The organism is Oceanobacillus kimchii X50, from assembly GCF_000340475.1.
In the GTDB taxonomy this organism is placed as follows: Bacteria; Bacillota; Bacilli; order Bacillales; family Amphibacillaceae; genus Oceanobacillus; species Oceanobacillus kimchii.
Genome location: NZ_CM001792.1, coordinates 568,347 through 590,025 on the forward strand (window position 1 = coordinate 568,347; position 21,679 = coordinate 590,025).

At 35.0% G+C, this 21,679-nt stretch carries 22 protein-coding genes and 7 tRNA genes; 24 read left to right on the forward strand and 5 right to left on the reverse strand.

The window, feature by feature from the left end; genetic code table 11:
- Positions 1-7: 7 nt before the first annotated feature.
- Together C794_RS03160 and C794_RS03165 are read left to right on the forward strand one after the other, a co-directional pair.
- Complete coding sequence (locus C794_RS03160) at positions 8-1,375, forward strand: PTS transporter subunit EIIC (protein WP_017795699.1); 1,368 nt, start codon at positions 8-10, stop codon at positions 1,373-1,375.
- Positions 1,376-1,474: 99 nt separating this feature from the next.
- A complete protein-coding gene (locus tag C794_RS03165; protein ID WP_017795700.1) occupies positions 1,475-2,548 on the forward strand; it encodes a DUF871 domain-containing protein in 1,074 nt (357 codons plus the stop codon).
- Positions 2,549-2,707: 159 nt separating this feature from the next.
- Here the strand turns inward: C794_RS03165 and C794_RS03170 are convergent, their stop codons facing one another.
- Both C794_RS03170 and C794_RS03175 read right to left on the reverse strand, forming a co-directional pair.
- On the reverse strand, positions 2,708-3,463 hold the full coding sequence (locus C794_RS03170) for a prepilin peptidase (RefSeq protein ID WP_017795701.1): 756 nt from the start codon (positions 3,461-3,463) through the stop codon (positions 2,708-2,710).
- Between the two features lie 290 nt (positions 3,464-3,753).
- Complete coding sequence (locus C794_RS03175) at positions 3,754-4,530, reverse strand: rhomboid family intramembrane serine protease (protein ID WP_017795702.1); 777 nt, start codon at positions 4,528-4,530, stop codon at positions 3,754-3,756.
- Between the two features lie 175 nt (positions 4,531-4,705).
- On the opposite strand from C794_RS03175, the gene acpS reads away from it, so the two are divergent.
- From acpS to C794_RS03245, 14 genes are all read left to right on the forward strand, one after another.
- Positions 4,706-5,065: a holo-ACP synthase gene (gene acpS / locus C794_RS03180; protein ID WP_017795703.1), complete on the forward strand. Its 360-nt coding sequence runs from the start codon at positions 4,706-4,708 to the stop codon at positions 5,063-5,065.
- Between the two features lie 60 nt (positions 5,066-5,125).
- The gene (locus C794_RS03185) at positions 5,126-6,655 is read left to right on the forward strand and encodes a bifunctional ADP-dependent NAD(P)H-hydrate dehydratase/NAD(P)H-hydrate epimerase (protein ID WP_017795704.1); all 1,530 of its coding nucleotides are present in this window, start codon (positions 5,126-5,128) and stop codon (positions 6,653-6,655) included.
- A gap of 41 nt (positions 6,656-6,696) precedes the next feature.
- Positions 6,697-7,740 (forward strand): LolA family protein, encoded by a 1,044-nt coding sequence (locus C794_RS03190; RefSeq protein ID WP_017795705.1) that lies wholly within the window; start codon positions 6,697-6,699, stop codon positions 7,738-7,740.
- 358 nt (positions 7,741-8,098) lie between these two features.
- Complete coding sequence (locus tag C794_RS03195; RefSeq protein WP_011065027.1) at positions 8,099-8,383, forward strand: CopG family ribbon-helix-helix protein; 285 nt, start codon at positions 8,099-8,101, stop codon at positions 8,381-8,383.
- Between the two features lie 4 nt (positions 8,384-8,387).
- Positions 8,388-8,747 carry a type II toxin-antitoxin system PemK/MazF family toxin gene (locus tag C794_RS03200; protein WP_011065028.1) on the forward strand — a complete coding sequence of 120 codons (360 nt, stop codon included), beginning with the start codon at positions 8,388-8,390 and terminating at the stop codon, positions 8,745-8,747.
- Between the two features lie 357 nt (positions 8,748-9,104).
- Positions 9,105-9,974 carry an RsbT co-antagonist protein RsbRA gene (locus C794_RS03205; RefSeq protein ID WP_017795706.1) on the forward strand — a complete coding sequence of 290 codons (870 nt, stop codon included), beginning with the start codon at positions 9,105-9,107 and terminating at the stop codon, positions 9,972-9,974.
- 2 nt (positions 9,975-9,976) lie between these two features.
- Positions 9,977-10,333, forward strand: coding sequence for an STAS domain-containing protein (locus C794_RS03210; RefSeq protein WP_011065030.1), 357 nt, complete (start codon positions 9,977-9,979; stop codon positions 10,331-10,333).
- A gap of 2 nt (positions 10,334-10,335) precedes the next feature.
- On the forward strand, positions 10,336-10,737 hold the full coding sequence (locus C794_RS03215; RefSeq protein ID WP_017795707.1) for an anti-sigma regulatory factor: 402 nt from the start codon (positions 10,336-10,338) through the stop codon (positions 10,735-10,737).
- Between the two features lie 70 nt (positions 10,738-10,807).
- On the forward strand, positions 10,808-11,821 hold the full coding sequence (locus C794_RS03220) for a PP2C family protein-serine/threonine phosphatase (RefSeq protein ID WP_017795708.1): 1,014 nt from the start codon (positions 10,808-10,810) through the stop codon (positions 11,819-11,821).
- A gap of 88 nt (positions 11,822-11,909) precedes the next feature.
- Positions 11,910-12,242, forward strand: coding sequence for an STAS domain-containing protein (locus C794_RS03225; RefSeq protein ID WP_017795709.1), 333 nt, complete (start codon positions 11,910-11,912; stop codon positions 12,240-12,242).
- A complete protein-coding gene (rsbW, locus tag C794_RS03230; protein ID WP_017795710.1) occupies positions 12,242-12,718 on the forward strand; it encodes an anti-sigma B factor RsbW in 477 nt (158 codons plus the stop codon). The genes C794_RS03225 and rsbW overlap by 1 nt, the downstream gene beginning before the upstream one ends.
- Positions 12,690-13,481: an RNA polymerase sigma factor SigB gene (sigB, locus tag C794_RS03235; protein ID WP_017795711.1), complete on the forward strand. Its 792-nt coding sequence runs from the start codon at positions 12,690-12,692 to the stop codon at positions 13,479-13,481. Before rsbW ends, sigB begins: the two co-directional genes overlap by 29 nt.
- Positions 13,478-14,074 (forward strand): SpoIIE family protein phosphatase, encoded by a 597-nt coding sequence (locus tag C794_RS03240; protein WP_017795712.1) that lies wholly within the window; start codon positions 13,478-13,480, stop codon positions 14,072-14,074. The genes sigB and C794_RS03240 overlap by 4 nt, the downstream gene beginning before the upstream one ends.
- A gap of 139 nt (positions 14,075-14,213) precedes the next feature.
- Positions 14,214-16,388, forward strand: a complete 2,175-nt coding sequence (locus C794_RS03245) for a Tex family protein (protein ID WP_017795713.1) — start codon at positions 14,214-14,216, stop codon at positions 16,386-16,388.
- Positions 16,389-16,433: 45 nt separating this feature from the next.
- Here the strand turns inward: C794_RS03245 and C794_RS03250 are convergent, their stop codons facing one another.
- A complete protein-coding gene (locus tag C794_RS03250) occupies positions 16,434-17,897 on the reverse strand; it encodes a catalase (protein WP_017795714.1) in 1,464 nt (487 codons plus the stop codon).
- A 620-nt stretch (positions 17,898-18,517) separates the two neighbouring features.
- On the opposite strand from C794_RS03250, the gene C794_RS03255 reads away from it, so the two are divergent.
- From C794_RS03255 to C794_RS03290, 8 genes are all read left to right on the forward strand, one after another.
- A complete protein-coding gene (locus tag C794_RS03255) occupies positions 18,518-18,970 on the forward strand; it encodes a SprT family protein (RefSeq protein WP_017795715.1) in 453 nt (150 codons plus the stop codon).
- 190 nt (positions 18,971-19,160) lie between these two features.
- A tRNA-Asn gene (locus C794_RS03260) sits at positions 19,161-19,235 on the forward strand.
- A gap of 5 nt (positions 19,236-19,240) precedes the next feature.
- Positions 19,241-19,331 (forward strand) — tRNA-Ser (locus tag C794_RS03265).
- A gap of 19 nt (positions 19,332-19,350) precedes the next feature.
- Positions 19,351-19,422: transfer RNA gene (locus C794_RS03270), tRNA-Glu, on the forward strand.
- 23 nt (positions 19,423-19,445) lie between these two features.
- Positions 19,446-19,522, forward strand: a tRNA-Asp gene (locus tag C794_RS03275).
- Positions 19,523-19,527: 5 nt separating this feature from the next.
- Positions 19,528-19,602, forward strand: a tRNA-Gln gene (locus C794_RS03280).
- Positions 19,603-19,895: 293 nt separating this feature from the next.
- A tRNA-Lys gene (locus C794_RS03285) sits at positions 19,896-19,971 on the forward strand.
- A gap of 6 nt (positions 19,972-19,977) precedes the next feature.
- A tRNA-Leu gene (locus C794_RS03290) sits at positions 19,978-20,061 on the forward strand.
- 121 nt (positions 20,062-20,182) lie between these two features.
- Here C794_RS03290 and C794_RS03295 read toward each other — a convergent pair.
- Both C794_RS03295 and C794_RS03300 read right to left on the reverse strand, forming a co-directional pair.
- Positions 20,183-21,292, reverse strand: coding sequence for a tyrosine-type recombinase/integrase (locus C794_RS03295; RefSeq protein WP_017795716.1), 1,110 nt, complete (start codon positions 21,290-21,292; stop codon positions 20,183-20,185).
- A gap of 44 nt (positions 21,293-21,336) precedes the next feature.
- A complete protein-coding gene (locus C794_RS03300; RefSeq protein WP_017795717.1) occupies positions 21,337-21,678 on the reverse strand; it encodes a hypothetical protein in 342 nt (113 codons plus the stop codon).
- Position 21,679: the final 1 nt, after the last annotated feature.

Consider the following 21,679-nt stretch of genomic DNA (forward strand, 5'->3'; position numbering starts at 1 on the left):
AGAGTCAATGAAGAAGGAAGAAAGGATAGCAAGGGAGATATTAGAACATATCAGTGGAAAAGATAATATTCGTTCTTTCACACATTGTATGACAAGAGTGCGTATAGATATAAAAGATGATGAGAAAGTTGATAAGTCTGCTCTGAGGGAAATAGAAGGGGTAATGGGTGTCATTGAAGATGAAGTATTACAAATAGTAGTTGGACCAGGTACTGTAAACAAGGTAGCTGCATACATAACAGACATTACCGGTATTAAAATCGGTGATTCTTCTGAATTATTTGGTGACGATGTTGCCAAAGAAACAAAAGAAGGAATAAAGCAAAAAAATAATACACCAATGAAAAATCTTCTTCGTAAAATTGGTAGTATTTTCATTCCGCTAATCCCAGGTATTGTAGGTTCAGGGATAATAAATGGTGCTGCAGGGTTCCTAAAAAACACTGGGGTCGATCCAACATTAACATGGATGCAATTGTTAACCGTCTTAGGTGGCAGTATATTTGGTTATTTAGCCATTGTTGTAGGGTGGAATACAGCTAAAGAATTTGGTGGAACGCCAGTATTAGGGGCTATTGCAGGTATTATTACAATGAATCCGGCATTGGCTGATATTTCGCTGTTTGGAACCAATCTCACCCCGGGGTATGGAGGATTAATTGGTGCCATGTTTGCTGCGTGGCTAATGGTTCTATTTGAAAAGCAATTTCGAAAGATTATTCCAAGTGTTGTGGATATTATTTTCACACCAACACTTACCATTCTTACCGTTGGAATGTTGACGTTAGTAGTAGTCCAACCAATTGCTGGTGTCCTTACAGAAGGGATTACAGTGGGAATAAATTGGGTGTTAGATGTTGGAGGAGCTTTTGCTGGTGCGGTATTAGCAGGTTTCTTCTTACCATTAGTCATGTTTGGTTTGCATCATGGATTGACTCCTATTCATATGGAATTAATTAATGCTTATGATGCAACTGCACTATTACCTATTCTAGCAATGGCAGGTGCGAGCCAAGTTGGTGCCGCAATTGCAATCTATGTTAAAACAAAAAATCAACGATTGAAGAATGTGATTAAAGGTGGTCTACCAACTGGTTTCCTGGGTATAGGCGAACCACTTATCTATGGGGTTACCTTACCTTTAGGGCGTCCATTTATTACAGCATGTATCGGAGCTGCAGTGGGTGGAGCGTTCCAAGCAACGATGAAGACAGCTTCATCTAGTATAGGTGTTTCTGGCTTACCGTTGATACCGTTAATTGTTGATAATAAATTTTTATTCTACTTTCTTGGGCTGTTAATCACATACACTGCAGGATTTTTAGTAACATATTTCTTCGGATTTAAAGAATCGATGGCAGATAATCTAAAATAAAATTTAGTTATAAGAAGACTCCTAATAAATGTGGATTTCAAGGGAGTCTTCTTAGCTTAATAGATCAAATATAAAAGATAAAGATATGGAGGGCATCAGATGTTAGGGATATCCGTATTCTTAAATGATCCGAATTACGAGCAATGGGAAAGGTATATTTATCAAATGAATACAGGTGGGTTTAAAGGGATATTTACTTCCTTACATATTCCAGAAGATGATCCAAACGTCTACGTAGAACGTCTCCAAAAATTAGGAGAACTTGCCAAGAGTTATCATATGGATTTAGTAGCAGATGTATCTCCAAAATCATTAGAATATCTTGGCTATTCGTGGGAGAATGCCTATGAACTGATTGATTGGGGAGTTACTGGTTTACGAGTAGACTATGGTATTGATGATTCAACCATTGCAAACCTGTCTAAGCAGATGAAAATTGCACTAAACGCAAGTACGATTACAGAGGAAAATATAACTCGTATTATCCGTCAAGGCGGGAATCTAGCGAATATGGAAGCATGGCATAATTATTATCCTCGCCCAGAAACAGGATTGGGTTTAGAAGATTTTAATCGGAAAAACCAGTGGTTAAAAACGGTTGGTTTAAAAGTAATGACCTTTATACCAGGCGAAGAAACATTACGAGCACCATTATATGAAAGGTTACCAACACTTGAAAAACATAGAAAAACATCGACATTTTCATCATTTGTTGAATTCGATCATAATGAATGGGTAGACCATATATACGTTGGGGATCCGGGGATCAGTGAAACATCTAAAGAACAAATTCAACAATATGTGCATGAAAAGGTATTCGCATTAAGAATAGATGTTTTAACCAAGGATGAAGAGATAATAAAACTTCTAGATACTAATCATACCAATCGAATGGACGCAGCGCGGGATGTTATTCGCTCTGTAGAATCAAGAAGTTATGCGAGTAAAGGAACATCGACGATTAAACCTCTAGGAATAGATGCGAGAAGCAAAGGTTCGATTACGATTGATAATAGTAATTACGGTAGATATCAAGGAGAATTACAAATTACGAAGGTGGATTTACCTAAAGATAAAAGGGTGAATGTGATTGGTAAAATCATAGAAGAAGACATATCTATTCTAGAGTATATGGAAGCTGGAGCAAAATTTACGTTTCTTTTTTTGGATTGAGAATAGAAGAAGGCATAACTATTTATTTAAAAGATAGCCGCATGAGAGGTGAAAATGCGCTTCGGTCACTATTGAAACTGTCTAGTGAAGCTGCCTTATAGAGACTGTAGTGTATCTGATCGTTAATATAGGCACTCAATTACTATTCAAAGATGTTATTTATATTAAATATTGAAGATACCAATTGATTAATGAATCTCCATAGAAATATGATATGAAAATACCAACTGCGATAAAGGGACCGAATGGAAATGGTTTATTTCGTCGAATTAAATGGATGGATAATAAAAAAATACTGATGACAGAACCAATTACACATGCTAAGAAAAATGCTAGAATAATATTTTTATAACCCAAAACAAGACCTGCTAAACCAAGTAATTTCATATCTCCTGCCCCCATACCACCTTTACTTATTATTATGATTAGAAATATAATGCTAAAACCTATGGCAGCACCTGCAAACATAGACCACCATGGGTCTAAAGGTAGTAAAATTCGTGAAATAATAAAGGTGGGTAGAAAGAAAAGTAACAGTTTGTTTGGGATTACCATGTACATAAAATCTGTAATAGAAATAATAATTAATAAAGATACAAGTAATAAGGAAATAAATAGCTCCCACTGTATACCGATGTGATAATAGCTTGCTGTAAATAAAATTCCTGTTATGATTTCTACTACAATATGGAGCGGATGGATTCCTAAATTACAATTCCTGCATTTTCCCCTAAGAAAAATATAAGAAATAATAGGAATATTATCGTACCATCGAAGTTGATAGAAACAATGATCACAACATGATCGAGCATTAGCGAAGGGAATTTGTTTGGGGAGTCGTAAACCAACGACCATAAAAAACGAGCCGAAAATAGCTCCGAGAGTAAAAAATAATGGCGGATAAATATAATACATAATCGAGGCTCCTTACTGTTAAATGATATTAAATTACTTGCTATAATTTCATTACTTGTTTAGTCTCATAGTTCCATAATTGAGGTTCCTTTCTGTTTAGTAGAATAGTTTTTTAACACATTCAAGTGAGTCTTTTAGACTAATCCTTTTTGTTTATTATATCATTAGTATAGATGTTATTGAAATAATTTTCTGACTTTATTTAAGGGATAAGGTGACACTTTAATTTGCTATGTTGGTTTTATTAGAAGACTTAAAAAAAACACGGCCGTTATAACTTGGCCGTGTTTTTAGAGTATCCCCATTCTTCCTAGTATGCCTAATAAAACAAAGAATCCGATTATGATCCAAAGGAGGTTTTTTCGAATAAATGTTGGAATTCTTTTTTTTCTTCGCCAACGATTAGGGTCAAACTGTACAGCGTCATCATCTGCAGCAAATTTTGTTCTACGTCTTATCCAAGGGGAATAGCTAGCTACATTCCTTAATAATAATGGAGCATAGATGATTCCACTAAGAAAGCCGAAAAGATGACCAAGAATACTGATATTAGGTCTGATAAAGGTCATTACAAGTCCAATTCCGACAATGACAGCTATCATTTGACTGCTGGATTGATCTATTAAATCTTTGCGATACATTACCATAAATACATAAATACCAAATAACCCGAATATCGCTCCAGAAGCTCCTAAATGAGCATAATTCATTGGTTGTAGAAAAAATATTGCAATGTTAGCAGTAATAGCAGTACCAAGATATGCAAGGATAAATTTAAATTTACCTAACATTTGTTCTAATGCTGGTCCAAATAGTACAAGTGAAAATGAATTGAATAACATGTGCATTAATCCACCGTGAAGGAAAATTGGTGTAATTATTCGCCACCATTGTCCATCTGCAATTGCTGCATTGAATCCTATTCCGTAAATTTCGATAAACCTACCAATTTGTAATTGCAGTAAATCGTTAATTGCCCATAATATAATATTGATAATAACTAATACAGAAACAACAGGATATAGACTCATAAATTCTTTAATACTTCGTTCATTACGTATAAACAATGAGGAATCCCCCGATACATGTATAATAGAAGGTAAGAGTGATGCTAATACCTTATAAGAAATACTATCATTATAATACGGAATTATATCAATTATGACCAATATAAGGTCTTTTAAACAATTTTAACCTCTTAAGTTAAGGAGAGAGTACGATTTAAGTTAAGGAGAGAGTACGATGATTTGTGGAGTAGGAATTGATATCATTGAACTGAATCGAATTGAAGCACTAATAAAAAGAGATGATCGTTTTATAGATCGTATCTTAACAGAAAACGAACAAAGGAAGTTTCAACATTTATCAGATCATAGAAAAGTGGAATATGTAGCCGGAAGATTTGCTGCTAAGGAGGCATTTGCTAAAGCTATAGGAACAGGTATTGGTGAGGTGAGTTTCAAAGATATGGAAGTTATCAATAATGTTCATGGTGCACCATACATGAAGGTGAGAGGATATAATGATAATGCGATTTATTTATCTATTTCGCATAGTAAAACATATGCAGTTGCAAATGTTATTTTAGAAACACGTGAGTAATGGAAAATGCATAATTGTATAGTTTGTCTCATATATTTTAGTGCGGTAGGAGGGAACGACATGTTTATTGTCACCGCAGAAGAAATGTACGGTATTGATAGGGAAACAATGGGAAGTATCGGTGTAGACGGAAAGATATTAATGGAAAATGCAGGTAGAGAAGTAAGTAGGGAAATCAAAAAAAGAATAACAAAAAAGGATGTCATTACGGTACTTGTCGGTGGAGGGAATAACGGAGGAGATGGGTTTGTAGTAGCTCGGACGTTACATGTGGAAGGCTACAGTGTAAAAGTAGTCCAAGTTGTCGGTGATGAAAAAATTAAAGGAGATGCAGATTATCATAAAAATTTGTTTCTCCGATGCAACGGATTGATATTTTATCGAGATTTTATATCGGATGAAGTAAAGCACATTATAAAAGATTCAACAGTAATTGTTGATGCAATGGTAGGAATAGGAGTAAGGGGAACATTAAAAGATTCCATATTATCTATTGCACAATTCGTAAATGAATCAAATAAACAAGTGATTGCTATTGATATTCCATCGGGGCTTCCAGCAGATGAATATCATTCTGAATTTTATGCTGTACAAGCTGATACAACAGTCGTAATTGGAGCCTTAAAACAGTCGTTATTTTTACAGGATACAGCTTCCTATTATGGAGAATGGATGATGGTCTCCATTGGTTTTCCATTTGAAGTCATTCATCAATATACGGATAAGCAGTGGTGGAACATAACAGATTTTCAATCTTCTTTTCCTAAGCGAAAGGAAAATTCCCATAAAGGAACGCATGGCAGAGGGTTAGTAATAGGGGGTAATCATTTAATGCCCGGATCTGTCATGATGACTACGAGGGCAGCAGTACGATCTGGAGCGGGATTGACGACAACGGGCACTTCCAAATCTGTAATATCTATGATGGCTTCTAGTTGTAATGAATCCATGTATATACCAATTCAAGAACAAGAGGGTTATCTTTCCGGTGCATCAGAAATTGATTATTCTGTATATGATGCAGTAGCAATTGGAATGGGAATTGGTAGAAAGAAAGTAACACAAAAACTGATTCAGGAAACAATTACTGCAGCGAAAGGTATATTACTTGTAGATGCAGATGGGCTTTATCATTTAAAAGATCAATTAAATGAATTGAAGTCACGACAAAAACCTACAATACTCACTCCACATCCTGGAGAAATGGCAACTTTACTAGATGTAACCATATCAGAAATATTGCAAAAACCATTTAGTTTTAGTAAGGAATTCGCGATGGAGTATGGGGTATATTTAGTATTAAAAGGAAAATTTACTATTATTACATCACCTACAGGTAGGCAAGTTGTTGAATCTGGAGGGAATCCTGGCCTTGCTAAGGGTGGTAGTGGAGATGTATTATCAGGGATTATCCTTGCTATGGTAATGCAAGATCAACCGATATTTGAAGCAATCTGTAATGCTTGTTATTTACATTCTGCTTCAGCAGATAATTTAGTGAAAGAAAAGCATTCCGTCTATGATTTAACTGCAACTGATATTATTGAAGGAATCCCTAATGTCCTGCGTACATTAACTTCTAGTGAGTGAGAATAGTTCCCTTTGTTAATTGAGACAAGGGAGATATGCTGATGAAAAAACACAATGCTTTTAAAGTAGCATTTATTTTAGTAGCTGTTGTAGGTTTGCTGGCAGCATGTGGTGAAAAATCACAAGAAGATGTTGTGGCAAAACTACAAGAAACAACGGAAGATTTGGATGGTTATAAGGCAACTGCGGAAATGGCTATGAATACTGGTTCTGAGGAACAAACATTTGCCATTGATGTATGGTTCCAAAAAGATAATAAATATCGAGTAAAGTTAGAGAATGGAATGGATCAGCAGGAAAGTCAAATTATATTGAAAAATGATGATGGCGTATTTGTGTTAACTCCAGCTTTAGATAAAAGTTTTAAATTCCAGACCGAGTGGCCGGATAATAGTAGCCAACCATATCTCTTCCAATCATTGGTTACGGATGTTGTTAATGATCCAGAGGCAACTTTTGAATCAACGGATAATCATTATGTTTTTAAAACAAAAACAAATTATCAAAGCAATAATAATCTTCCATTTCAGGAGGTTTATTTCGATAAAGATGCATTTACTCCAGCAATGGTTAAGGTTTTAGATAAAGATGGTAATGCATTAGTGAATGTAACATTCTCTAATTTTGAGTTAGACCCGACTTTTGCAGAAGACGATTTTTCAATGGAGAAAAATATGGAAGGTGCAGGTAACAATGGAGAAGAATCATCTGCCACAGAAGATGTGGAAGCGAGCGGAAGTGTTACAGATGATTTAATGGTTGTATACCCACAATTTACTGCAGGAGCAGAGAATACGAGTAAAAGAGAAGTTGAAATGGAAGATGGTGCTCGTGTTATTTTAACCTTTGAAGGCGAGAAAAACTTTACTCTAGTGGAAGAAAAGAAATTAACTGAAAATGTAATGTCTCAACCATTGGAGGTAAATGGAGAAATTATTAACCTTGGAAATACGATTGGTGCATTAGAAGACAATACACTTCAATGGACATTCGGAGGTGTAGATTATACACTCGCTAGTGACGAGCTTACGAAGGAAGAAATGATACAAGTAGCGCAATCTGTACAAGGACAGGTCGTAAAATAAACCAGATGATAGCAGGCTCACAACAATTGGGCCTGTTCTTTGTCTTTATGAGGCAATAAGTAATCATTAAAATGGACGCAAAAGCTCACCAGTTTGTATAGGTTCTTCTACGTGGGATGCAATTCTTTTTAGCATGATTTAATTATTTGTGCATATATTTTACAGGAGTTCCAAATGATAAGAGAAACTTAAAGAAGTATAACTAACATTATATACCACCATTTCTACAGGAATAAACGACAAATTCATATATTTTTTTAATAAAATCGCCAGAACCCCTTTGCAAATCGACCGATGAGATGCTATGATAAAAAAGAATTTAATATCGTTCGTTAACAGTTGTTGGAGGTGCATGGTTTTGTCAGAAAGTCTACAAGAAATCATGGTGAAGATGCCAAAGAACCTACTAAGTGAGGTGGATGGGTTAATGAAATATGAAAATAGCGATCTTAGCGATTTTATTTGTGAAGCAACGCAAATTTATTTAAACCATAAAAAAGAAGAGCATATTCAGCGCTTCCACGAAACGATGCAGCGTGGTTATGAAGAAATGGGACGTATTAATTTGACGATTGCTTCCGAGGCCTTTCAAGCTGAAGAGGAGGCTGAAAACACCCTAGAGCGCTCTGTGATCGGGGTGTAACAATTTGATCGTTCAAAGAGGCGAGGTATATTTCGCTGACTTATCCCCCGTTGTTGGATCGGAGCAAGGTGGGGTGAGGCCTGTCCTAATTCTCCAAAACGACATCGGTAACCGTTTCAGCCCTACTGTTATTGTCGCTGCGATAACAGCGCAAATTCAAAAGGCAAAATTACCAACCCATGTGGAGATTGATGCAAAGCGATATGGATTTGATCGGAATTCCGTAATTCTTTTGGAACAAATCAGGACGTTGGATAAACAGCGTTTAACGGATAAAATTACGAAATTAGATAAGGAAATGATGATTAAAATTAATCAGGCACTGGAAATAAGCCTCGGCTTAAAAGATGTATATGGTGGTTAAACTCCTACTCTTTCTTTGAGTAAGGAGTTTTTTGTGTTTATCTTAACCGAAGAAGCTAAGTGGGGGACCAACTGTCCGTTAAATGTTTAATCCTGTAAAGCTTTAGACCATGTCATGCGGTACTAACATGCGGTAGAAAAAGAGCGAAAAGCCACTGAATCAAGTTTCACTTAATAAAGGTAGACAATCAATAAACGAAGTTACAGATGTTTTTAGAAACTGTATCTGTGGTATAATTAGAAGGGAAAACAGTTCAAATACATACATATATGTATATATTAATTGCACAATTTGATATTACGTGTAACAATATGTCTAAATTTTAATTTAAATTATTTTGGTGGAGGTAGAGGAAGCATGAAACGAGGATTTAGAGAGCTCCTTATAGAAAATAGCGATTCAATTGTTGAAAATTGGTTGGAGGAAATTAGTTCATTAAAAACAGGGAATTATACAGCGACTATTTCGGACGAGTTGTATGAAAGTACAAATCGTGAATTTGTCAATGTAATATTCACTAGTATTCGTAACCAAGGTTCATCTAATGAAGTGGAGGACTTTTCTGAAAAAATCATTAACTTAGGATGGCCGTTGAGTTATTTGACGGATGGACTACAAATTTTTCGAAGAGTATCAACTGAATATTTGCTTAGTCAATCCGAACAAATTGATTCGAACCAATTCTCAATGATTTTGTCTAATGTTGATGAGTGGGTGGAGCCTCTAATTCGCCAATTAGTGAATGAATATTCTGGTAGCTGGGAGAACATCCTATCGTTGCAACGTGTTGCTTTACAAGAATTATCAGCTCCACTGATTCCTGTTATGGAAGGTATTACGGTAATGCCTTTAATCGGTACAATTGATACAGAAAGAGCAAAGTTAATTATGGAGAACCTTTTGGAAGGTACCATAAAACATAATTCAGAAGTAGTATTAATAGATATAACAGGTGTTCCAGTAGTTGATACGATGGTTGCACATCATATTATTCAAGCTGCGGAAGCTGTTCGATTAATTGGTTCTACATGCATTTTAGTAGGTATACGTCCTGAAATTGCTCAAACTATTGTCAATTTAGGTATTGATCTAAGTAATTTCCCTACGCAGAGTTCATTGAAAAAAGGTTTTACTAAGGCATTAGAACTTACAGGACGTGAAGTAATAGATTTAAAAACTCGTGAGGCTGACGTTGAAGGAATCATAAATTCCTTGAAAGGAGAATAAGTATGCGAATTCCAATTTTAAAACTTCATAACTATTTACTTATCTCTATTCAAACAGAAATAGATGACCAAACAGCAATTCAATTTCAAGAAGACTTATTAGATAAAATTCATAAAACAGGAGCTTCAGGAGTAGTAATTGACCTAACTTCTGTTGATATAATTGATTCGTTTATAGCAAAAGTACTTGGAGACGTTGTATCAATGTCAGATTTAATGGGGGCGAAAGTTGTACTTACTGGGATTCAACCTGCTGTTGCAATGACTTTAATTGATTTAGGTATCCATATGCAAAATGTCCCGACAGCATTAGATCTAGAACAAGGTTTAGTTAAGCTTCAACAGGAACTGGAGGTATAATGATGGATCCACAATCCTGCGTGAATATTAAAAAAGAGTGGGATATTGTTGGAGCAAGACAACTTGGTCGTGAAATGGCAAAGCAAGTAGGTTTCGGAACGGTTGACCAGGCGAGAGTTGCAACAGCAATATCTGAATTAGCTCGTAACATATACTTATACGCTGAACACGGTAAGATTTGTTTTGAAGTAATTAAAGGCGAAAAGAAACAAGGTTTATGCATGATTGCTTTAGATAATGGACCTGGAATAAGCGATATTAGTCGTGCTATGCAAGACGGCTATACTACTTCCGGAGGACTTGGAGCAGGACTTCCAGGAGTTAAAAGACTAATGGATGACTTTGATATTGAATCCGAAACAGGAAAAGGTACAAGAATAAAAGCTGTGAAGTGGGTTAGATAAAAAATATCCCATATGACGGTTCGAAACTAGTATAATTTTCCTCTACTTATAAATTACGGGGGATAATCAAATGGAAAAGACAATAAAAAATAATACAAAAAGATACCAAGATTTATTGGAAAAATATATTCATTCTCAAGATGAAGAAGCATTGTATGGCATTGAGAAAGTAAGTAAAGATTTTATAAAAAAGAATATATTACCTGAAGAAATCATTAATCTTCATATACAAGCAATGGAAAGCTTAAATCCACATTTACCGGATGATTACAAGCACTCCATGAACTTTTTATTGGAAGCTATGATTTTTTACGGATTGGCTTTACAAGAAGTAACTAATCTCAGGCAAGAGAAAGATGTATTAGCATCGGAAATATCCATTGCAGCTAATATGCAAAAGACACTGCTAGGAACAAAAAAGCCAGAAATCGCTGGTGTTGATCTTGGAATTATTAGTGTTCCTGCACATCAGATGAATGGTGACTACTATCATTTTGCTAAAGGTAGTGGAGATACCTTTGGAATTGCTATTGCCGATGTTATTGGTAAAGGTATTCCAGCAGCGCTTTGTATGTCGATGATTAAGTATGCTGTTGATAGTTATCCTGAGGAATCCATGCGTCCGAAAACAATTTTAAAAAACCTTAACCGAGTTGTAGAAAGAAATATTGACCCAAGTATGTTTATTACGATGTGTTATGCACATTATCATCCATCGGAAAATTTACTACGTTTTTCTTCAGCTGGTCACGAACCCGGTTATTTTTATCATGCAGAAACAGATACCTTTGAAGAAATAAAGATGAAAGGGTTAGTGTTAGGTGTTATGCCTGACGCAACTTATCAAGAAATCGACTTAACGATGAAAGAAAATGACATGGTAATTTTACTAACAGATGGTGTGACCGAGTGTCGTGATGGAGACCGTTTTATTGAAACAGAAGAAGTACTACAAGTGATTCGTGAATACGCGCATTTATCTGCACAAAAGATGGTTGAGAGTGTTTACAAACATTTTGAGCGGTTGCAAGGATTTCAACTTCGAGATGATTTTACATTATTTGCCATTAGAAAAAATGTTTGATTTTTTATTTGATAGGGTACATAAGTAAAAGTTCTAATAAGAAATACTATGTCTTATACCATTATGTTAATGAACGAGGAGGTACGTAATGAATTTATCGGTAAATACGGAGGAAAAAGATGGTCGAATTGTATTAAAGGTTGCAGGTGAAATTGATGCTTATACTGCTCCAAAATTAAAGGAAACATTGTTACCATTGATCAAAGAGTCCTCTAATCATGTGCAAGTTGATTTAGAAGAGGTAAATTATATGGATAGTACGGGTTTAGGAGTGTTTGTAAGTGCACTTAAAGCTTCAAAAGAAAAAGAAAGCAATTTTGAGTTGATTAACGTACAGGATAGAGTTTACCGCATATTTGAAATTACTGGTTTAGATGAAATCATTCAGTTAAAAGCAGCGATTCGAGGTGTCAATGAATAATGAGTAACTATGATTATATTGAAATGAAAGTTCCAGCAAAGCCTGAGTATGTAGGTGTTGTCCGTCTTACATTATCGGGAGTTGCCAATCGTATGGGTTTTTCATACGAATCTATTGAGGATCTAAAAGTTGCGGTATCTGAAGCAATTACAAATGCGGTAAACCATGCTTATAATGATAATGAATCAGGAGAAATTACAATTGGTTTCGGAATATATGAGGATCATATCGAAATAATGATTGCCGATCGTGGAGAAAGCTTTGACCTAGAAAAAATTAAAAAGGAAACAGGTCCATACCACCCTGAAGAACCAGTAGAAAAATTGAGAGAAGGTGGGTTTGGTTTATTCCTGATTGAAGCACTAATGGACGATGTGAAAATCAACAATCAATATGGCGTAATGATTATGATGACTAAATATATAACAGAAGAAGAGGTGGACGTGGATGACGACCAAATCTCAACCACACAATAAAGGGGGAGATGAGGTTTACCAATGGATTGAATATCTACAGAAAGATCCAACTAACGAAGAAATACAAGAAAAAATTGTCCTGAAGTATCAAGACTTAGTGGGATCCATCGCGAGAAAGTATTCCAAAAATAGTGCGATTCATGAGGATTTAGTACAAGTAGGAATGATTGGATTACTAGCAGCGGTAAGGAGATATGATCCAACATATGGTAAGTCATTTGAATCCTTTGCTATACCAACAATTATAGGTGAAATTAAACGATTTATACGTGATAAAACATGGAGTGTACATGTACCACGACGTATTAAAGAATTAGGACCAAAAATAAGAAAAGCAGTAGACGAATTAACTACGGATAATCAGAAATCTCCTACTGTAACCGAAATAGCAGATTATATTGGTACATCAGAAGAAGAAATTTTAGAAACGATGGAAATGGGTCAGAGCTATAAAGCATTATCAGTTGATCGGAAAATCGAAGCTGATTCTGATGGAAGTACAGTGGCTATTCTAGATCTTGTAGGAAATAGTGAAGATGGTTATGATAATGTAGAACAACGCATGATGCTAGAAAAAATACTTCCGATTTTATCTGAAAGAGAACAACAAATATTAGAATGTACGTATTTTAAGAATATGAGTCAAAAAGAAACAGGAGAACTCCTTGGTATATCTCAAATGCACGTTTCTAGACTACAACGTCGTTCTTTAAGAAAGCTTAGAGAAGCGATTCAGTCGGAGAGTACGGAGGTTTTAGATTGATTTCTGGAGAACATGTAGATGTCTCTGTATTTCAAGAACCGAAAAAAGGGAATTATGAATGTGGAGATAGCTATTTTTATATAGAGTTAGAAAATGAATTTCTATGTGTAATAGCAGATGGACTTGGGAGTGGTGAGATTGCCAAAGAGTCATCTCAGGTAGTAATTGATATAATTAAAAGCCAAGTTCAAGCACCAGTAGAAGAAATTGTGCGAGTATGTAATGGTGAGTTAGCTGGAAAAAGAGGCGTCGTTCTTGGAATATTAAAAATTAATTTCCATAATAATATTGCATCATTCTCTTCGATCGGTAACATTGGAATTATGGTCTTGGAAGAAGGAAAAAAGAAAAAGCGAAATATCCCGAATGCGGGTTATCTAGGTAGTTTCAATCGTAAATGTAAAGTAATGACGTATCAACTTAGAAAAAACACAAATTTAATCATGTTTTCTGATGGTGTTCAAGATAAAGAGTTATCTCAACGTTTTTTTATTGATTCTAATGTAGAAACTATAATTGATACTTACCGCCAGACTACGGATAAGATAAGACACGATGATACTACTTTAATTGCAATGCGATTTAAGAAATAAGCTGATTTCATAACTAACGCTAAGTTAGTCTCTTATGAAATCAGCTATTTTTTGTGTTAAGAATGAACGAACCCTATCAAAATTAGGATTCAAGTGAAGTTTTTGATAAAATAGATAATATATTCAAGGAGGAGTAGTAATGTCTGAAATAGATAAAAGTTTGTTAAAAATTGTAACTGATGAAACCAAAGTGGAAACAACTACGGTTGAAAAAGTAATTGCATTACTAGATGAAGGAAATACCGTTCCTTTCATCGCAAGGTATCGTAAAGAAGTTACAGGTGGATTAGATGAAGTTAAAATAAAGTCAATCCAAGACAAGTGGAATTATGCAGTTAACCTTTCTGAACGTAAGCAAGAGGTTTTGCGAATCATTGAGGAACAAGGAAAACTTACCAAAGAACTAGAAAATGATATTAAATCTGCTACGCAATTACAACGAGTGGAAGACTTATATCGTCCATATAAACAAAAACGTAGGACGAGAGCAACTATTGCGAAAGAAAAAGGCTTGGAACCTTTCGCTCTAATCGTTTGGTCACAAGAGAAAGATATTGATCTACACGAAGAGGCAAAGCGATATCTTTCTGAAGAACATGAATTACATACAATAGAGGATGTATTGCAAGGTATGAATGATATTATTGCAGAATGGATATCCGACGATGCAAAATACCGTGATTATATCCGTGATATTACGTTTAAGCGTGGCCTCATTCAATCTGAAGTGAAGAAACAAGAAGACGATGAAAAAGGAATATACGAAATGTACTATTCTTATAGTGAAGCGGTACGCTCATTAGTTTCTCATCGAATTTTGGCATTGAACAGAGGGGAAAAAGAAAAGATATTAAAAGTGCAAATTGAACCCCCTGTAGATCAAATAACATCTTATTTAGAGAAGCAAACCATTAAAAATAATATTAATGAACAAATTACCAACTCTTTGAAAATGGCGGTGGAGGATAGTTATAAACGACTTATCCAGCCATCTATCGAGCGAGAGATTCGTAATGAACTCACTGAGAAAGCAGAATCGCAGGCAATTGAAGTATTTTCTGTGAATTTAAAAAATCTTTTATTACAACCACCATTGAAGGGGAAAGTTGTCTTAGGAGTGGATCCTGCATTTCGAACAGGTTGTAAACTAGCAGTAGTCGATGAAACTGGGAAGGTACATCATATTGGAGTAATTTATCCAACAGCTCCGAAAAATGATGTCAAAGGAGCAGAAAAAGTCGTTTTACAACTCATTGAACAGTTTAATGTTGAACTAATTGCTATCGGGAATGGAACTGCTTCTCGTGAAACAGAGCAATTTATTTCTGATGTTATTCGAAATAAAGAGCTAGATCTTCCGTATATTATTGTCAATGAAGCAGGTGCCAGTGTTTATTCTGCATCTCCTTTAGCTAGAGAAGAGTTCCCAGACCTACAAGTAGAAGAAAGAAGTGCGGTATCTATTGCTAGACGTGTACAAGATCCTTTAGCAGAACTTGTAAAGATTGATCCAAAATCTATTGGTGTAGGTCAGTACCAGCATGACGTGAGTCAAAAAGAGTTATCCGGGTCATTGTCATTTGTAGTAGAAACAGCCGTTAACCAAGTCGGTGTAAATGTAAACACTGCTTCCTCTTCATTACTGCAATATGTCTCTGGATTAAGTAAAACAGTGGCGAATAATATGGTGAAGCAGCGAAATGAAGAAGGAAAATTTACGAACCGTAAGCAATTAAAGAAAATTCCAAGACTTGGAGCGAAAACGTATGAACAAGCAATAGGCTTCTTGAGAATTCCTGATGGAGATACGGTTCTTGATCGTACTCCAATTCACCCAGAAAGCTATGATCAGACAAAAAATCTATTACAGATGTTAGGGTATACAGAGAATGATATTGGTAGTGAAAAACTACAAGAGGATCTAAATAATATAGATAAAAAAGCTACTGCTGAGAAATTAGAAATAGGGTTACCGACGTTAGAAGATATAATGGAAGCATTAGGGAAGCCTGGTAGAGATCCTCGTGATGATTTCCCTCAACCCTTGTTAAAGAAGAATGTAATGAACATGGAAGATCTAAATTCAGGTATGGAACTGCAAGGAACAGTGAGAAATGTAGTTGATTTTGGCGTGTTTGTTGATATTGGCGTTAAGCAAGATGGACTTGTGCATATTTCGAAGATGTCGAAGCAATTCGTTAAACATCCAATGGATATTGCGTCGGTTGGTGATGTAGTAACAGTCTGGGTTGATCAAGTCGATGTACAAAAAGGTAGGATTGCATTAACGATGGTTGGAAATGATGATAAATAAATAGCATGGCTCTAAAAAGAGCCATGCTTTAATATTAATTAATAATTATTTTACGCTTTCTGGTACTTGTAATCCAAGACCTTGAGCTACGCGCTCTCCCCATTCAGCGTCTGCTTTATAAATATGCTCAATTTGACGAAGTTTAATTTCATCTTTAGTAACTGGAGTCATATGACCTACAAATGCTTCAACTAGACGGTCTTTTTCATCTGCTGACATAAGTCGATAAAGATCACCAGCTTGAGTATAGTGATCATCACTGTCGTAAGTTACACTATCTGCTTGACCATATATTTCAAATGGTTTGATTTTGGATTCACTATCTTCTGTAGGACCATTTACGCTATTTGGTTCATAATTTGGCTTGTTTCCACCATTACCATCTACACTCATAAAACCATCACGCTGATAATTATTTACTTCGTTTTTAGGACGGTTTACTGGAATACTATGATGGTTTGCTCCTAGACGGTAGCGATGTGCATCAGAGTAACCGAATAAACGACCTTGAAGCATTTTATCTGGAGATGCTTCAATTCCAGGTACGAACTGACCAGGAGAGAAAGCAGCTTGTTCTACTTCTGCAAAGTAATTCTCCGGATTACGGTTTAATACCATGCGTCCAACTTCAATACGAGGGTAGTCTTTTTTAGACCAGATTTTTGTTACATCAAATGGATCCCATTTGTACGTTTTTGCATCTTCGTAAGGCATAATTTGCACATATAGTTTCCAAGCAGGGTGATCCCCTTCTTCAATTGCATTAAATAGATCTTCTGTATGGTAATCAGGGTTTTCACCAGCGATTTTATCTGCTAGAGCAGGGTCTAAGTTTTTAATACCTTGTTCACTAATAAAGTGATATTTAACCCAGAATGCTTCTCCTTCTGCATTCACCCATTTGAACGTATGACTTCCATATCCATTCATGTGACGTAGTGTAGCAGGAATACCACGATCACTATGAAGATAGGTAACTTGGTGTAATGATTCTGGTGATAACGACCAGAAATCCCATACCATATCTTTATCTTTTAAATGAGTTTGTGGGTTACGTTTTTGAGTGTGAATAAAATCAGGGAATTTAATCGCATCACGAATGAAAAAGATAGGTGTATTATTACCAACTAAATCGTAGTTACCTTCTTCAGTATAAAATTTAACTGCGAAACCACGAGGGTCACGTACAGTATCCGCAGATCCTAGCTCACCAGCAACTGTAGAGAAGCGGATGAACATATCCGTGCGTTTACCTTTTTCACTGAGGAAATCAGCTTTTGTATATTTTGAAATTTCGTCATTTGTAACTTCGAAGTACCCATATGCACCCGCACCTTTTGCGTGTACAACTCGTTCAGGAATACGTTCTCTATTAAAATGAGCAAGTTTCTCTAGTAAATGAAAATCTTGTAGTAGTGTAGGTCCGTTATGACCAGCTGTAATTGAGTTTTGGTTATCGCCTACTGGAGCTCCAGAAGCAGTTGTTAATGTGTTTCTTTTATTACTCAATGTAAAATCTCCTCTCTATTCATTAAGTATTAAATCTTCTACACTTAATATTATAATATACTCCAGATAAAAATCAATATTTAATTACAATTATTTTAAATAACAAATGAATACAGGATTAAATTGGTAAGAGAACAGGCATATGGTAGATTGATTATATTTACTTAAAACCCTTGATTTCATGCATTTTTTCTTATAACTAAAGAGAATCAAAATTTGCGGAGTAGTTGTATGCTTTTTACTACATATAATAGGAAATGATAATAACTACTGTAAATAGTTTCTTAATATGAATCAATTTCATAATAAGATATTTTAATGTAAAATTTTAATGTTGACTGTTTAGATTTTCATTACAGATGGGCGCTTTTTAGCAGCCGATGGGTTTTTAGCTAACTTGATAAAGAAGAACACTTTTCAAGTGGATTTTCAGCTCGCTATTCTGAGGAGGAGTAGCCGTCTTCCATTACAATCAAAGCCAAGTCATTGCTTTAATCGGAATATTGTTATATAACTATCACTAAAATGTTCGTTTTTTAAATTAAACTTAGCTATGATGAAATTGACTTAACATATTAAACTAAAAAAATAGTTAATGGTAAGGTAAGGTGAGAATTTAAATGAGAATTCCTAGTGATATTGAATTGTTCGAATTAGTCGATAAGCTATCCTTAAAGTATTTTAACAAACATTTTGTTGATAAGGTGTATTTCAATACACGTTTAAGAACTACTGGTGGCAGATACCTACCAAGTAAAAGAGTAATTGAACTGAATCCCAAATATGTAATAGAGAGTAATAAAGAAGAGTTTTATGGAATAATAAAGCATGAATTATGTCATTATCATCTTCATATAGAAGGGAAAGGATATAACCATGGAGATCGCGAATTTAAAGAACTTTTAAAAGCTACTGGATCTCCAAGACATTGTTCTCCATTACCTTCACAACAGAGAAAACATCGTTATGAATATCAATGTAATCAATGTGGTTTTGTTTACAAAAGAATTAGAAAAGTAAATATGAAAAAGTATAGATGTGGGAAATGTAGAGGTAGTTTAAAGGAAATTTAATTTTTTTCAAAAGAAGTATTGACTATGAATATCTATCCATGTTAAATTAATTAAGCTGACAGTTGATCAGACAAGCAATGCATCAATCGATTTGAAAAAATATGTATTAACTTGTTGACAATCAACAAAATATGTAGTATGATATTTTTCGTTGCCGTAATTATTCAGTTACGCTATACATAATTATTATTCCACAGTAGCTCAGTGGTAGAGCAATCGGCTGTTAACCGATCGGTCGTAGGTTCGAATCCTACCTGTGGAGCCATTAAGGGAGAAGTACTCAAGTGGCTGAAGAGGCGCCCCTGCTAAGGGTGTAGGCCGTTTACGCGGCGCGAGGGTTCAAATCCCTCCTTCTCCGCCATTACTTTTACTTAAATAATGGCCCGTTGGTCAAGCGGTTAAGACACCGCCCTTTCACGGCGGTAACACGGGTTCGAATCCCGTACGGGTCATCCTTCTATATAAAATAAATATTGGTCCGGTAGTTCAGTTGGTTAGAATGCCTGCCTGTCACGCAGGAGGTCGCGGGTTCGAGTCCCGTCCGGACCGCCATAAGTTGGGCCATAGCCAAGCGGTAAGGCATCGGGTTTTGATCCCGTGTACCCCAGGTTCGAATCCTGGTGGCCCAGCCATTTTTATTTTTGAAGGTACAATACTATTAGCATTAATAGTATTTTTTTATTGTTTTTTATATAAGAGCCACTAGTAGCTCAGTGGTAAACAACGAGCGAAACATCGACCGAATTAACGTCGAGTAACCTCGAAGCATAGACATGCTAGAGTAAGCTAGTAGATGTAGAGGTTAATACTTTGAACTACTATGTTCATGCTTATAAGGAATGCAGCATCATTGAAATGTCATACAACATGACAAACCGCTACATTGTATATTAAACAATTTCTGTTTTACATGTATTTTGAATTGGAGCCATTAGCTCAGTCGGTAGAGCATCTGACTTTTAATCAGAGGGTCGAAGGTTCGAATCCTTCATGGCTCACCATTTTGCGCGGTCGTGGCGGAATGGCAGACGCGCTAGGTTGAGGGCCTAGTGGGCGTATAGCCCGTGTGGGTTCAAATCCCACTGACCGCATCTTCATAGGAAACCAGTAATACCAATGGATGAAGTTCCGTTGGTATTTTTTTGTATTGAAAAAGAATAAGAATTCTTGTTCGTTCTATACTTTCTAAGTGTCCATGAAATGTCCAATTTATTAAAATAGGTCATCTAAACGGTCTGCCGTTTCACGTTGTTTGTTCGGAAATAGGTGACCATACACATCAATTGTTGTTTTAATAGAGGCATGTCCTAAGCGTTCTTTAATAGTTGTATAATCTTCCCTTTGATGTATTAATAAAGCTACGTGAGAGTGTCTAAAATCGTGTAATCGAATGGCTTCTATTTTATCATCTCTTTCACATATAGTTCTTATCTTTCTACTGAAAATATCTTTAGTTGGTGCTTGATCTTTGTACTGGAAGATATGGATATCATTAGAATGCTTCATTCTATATTTAGAAAATAAATCTTGTTGTTCCTGTTTCCAATCATGTAGTAACTCAATAAGTTTAGAATTGATACTTATTCTCCTGATTGAGTTTTTTGTCTTAGGTTTTGTGATAATAATTTCTCTATTTATATAAGTTAGAGATTTATATACGTTAATTTCTTTTCGAAATTCATCAATATCATTCCATGTTAAAGCAAGTATTTCTCCACATCTCATGCCCGTAAAATAAGCGAAGGTATAAAAGACCTTAAACATATATTCATCCTTATTGATAAGTTGAATGAATAATTTAAACTGTTCTGGAGTCCAAAATTTCATTTGCTTATTATCAAGGCTAAGATTCTTAACGGACTTACATGGATTAGTGGAAATTACTTGTTCATCAATAGCTTTATCAAAAATTTTTTTTAATATTATCATGATATTATTAATTGATTTATAGCTTAAACCATCATCGATTAATTTTGATTGATATTGTCTAATATCAGTTGGAGTGACCTTTTTAATAATGCTATTTTTGAAGGTTGGTATTATGTGCTTGTTAATAGTATATTCTTGTATTTTATAATAATTGGGTTTGTGATGAAGTTTACTTTCCTCAAGATAAAAGTCTTTTACGGTACTGAAATCTAAATGTCGATCACTTATAAATTGTTGTGATTTATAAAGTTGTTTCGTTTTACTAATCCATTCTTCGGCATCTTTTTTATTTTTGAATATTTTTCTTTTTCTCCTTCTTTTACTTGTTAATGGGTCAATACCAATACTTATATCAGCAAAGAAACGACCATCATTTAACTTTCTTATTGACATATTTATTACCCCTTTCAGCAAATAACAGAATATACGTTCGGTTTTTAGTGATAAAAAATAAACTGATTATCAGATAACCCGTTTAATTTAGATTGAATTATTGGAAGTGGTTGCCCAAAAAGTATTGCTAATTGATGAATGTTATTCTGCTCGATTAAATCTTGTTGTTTTAAAATTTCAACATCGGATATAAGTAGCTCAGAAGCAAATTTAATAGAAAGTTGATTATCGATATTATTAAAAATAACTGTGTGATCTTGTTCATGATGAAGATAAAAGTAACCTATTATATAAGCTATTAATGCTTTTTTATATTTAATTGAACTATCAATATGGATTAATTTTTTATAGTTATGATCTTGTAATATTCCTTTTACGCTGTGCAAG

Excerpts from the sequence above, each read along its gene's own strand:
- C794_RS03160 (WP_017795699.1), top strand. The coding sequence starts at position 8 with ATGAAGAAGGAAGAAAGGATAGCAAGGGAGATATTAGAACATATCAGT.
- C794_RS03165 (WP_017795700.1), top strand. The coding sequence starts at position 1,475 with ATGTTAGGGATATCCGTATTCTTAAATGATCCGAATTACGAGCAATGG.
- C794_RS03170 (WP_017795701.1), bottom strand. The coding sequence starts at position 3,463 with ATGTATTATATTTATCCGCCATTATTTTTTACTCTCGGAGCTATTTTC.
- acpS (WP_017795703.1), top strand. The coding sequence starts at position 4,706 with ATGATTTGTGGAGTAGGAATTGATATCATTGAACTGAATCGAATTGAA.
- C794_RS03185 (WP_017795704.1), top strand. The coding sequence starts at position 5,126 with ATGTTTATTGTCACCGCAGAAGAAATGTACGGTATTGATAGGGAAACA.
- C794_RS03190 (WP_017795705.1), top strand. The coding sequence starts at position 6,697 with ATGAAAAAACACAATGCTTTTAAAGTAGCATTTATTTTAGTAGCTGTT.
- C794_RS03205 (WP_017795706.1), top strand. The coding sequence starts at position 9,105 with ATGAAACGAGGATTTAGAGAGCTCCTTATAGAAAATAGCGATTCAATT.
- C794_RS03210 (WP_011065030.1), top strand. The coding sequence starts at position 9,977 with ATGCGAATTCCAATTTTAAAACTTCATAACTATTTACTTATCTCTATT.
- C794_RS03215 (WP_017795707.1), top strand. The coding sequence starts at position 10,336 with ATGGATCCACAATCCTGCGTGAATATTAAAAAAGAGTGGGATATTGTT.
- C794_RS03220 (WP_017795708.1), top strand. The coding sequence starts at position 10,808 with ATGGAAAAGACAATAAAAAATAATACAAAAAGATACCAAGATTTATTG.
- C794_RS03225 (WP_017795709.1), top strand. The coding sequence starts at position 11,910 with ATGAATTTATCGGTAAATACGGAGGAAAAAGATGGTCGAATTGTATTA.
- rsbW (WP_017795710.1), top strand. The coding sequence starts at position 12,242 with ATGAGTAACTATGATTATATTGAAATGAAAGTTCCAGCAAAGCCTGAG.
- sigB (WP_017795711.1), top strand. The coding sequence starts at position 12,690 with ATGACGACCAAATCTCAACCACACAATAAAGGGGGAGATGAGGTTTAC.
- C794_RS03245 (WP_017795713.1), top strand. The coding sequence starts at position 14,214 with ATGTCTGAAATAGATAAAAGTTTGTTAAAAATTGTAACTGATGAAACC.
- C794_RS03255 (WP_017795715.1), top strand. The coding sequence starts at position 18,518 with ATGAGAATTCCTAGTGATATTGAATTGTTCGAATTAGTCGATAAGCTA.
- C794_RS03295 (WP_017795716.1), bottom strand. The coding sequence starts at position 21,292 with ATGTCAATAAGAAAGTTAAATGATGGTCGTTTCTTTGCTGATATAAGT.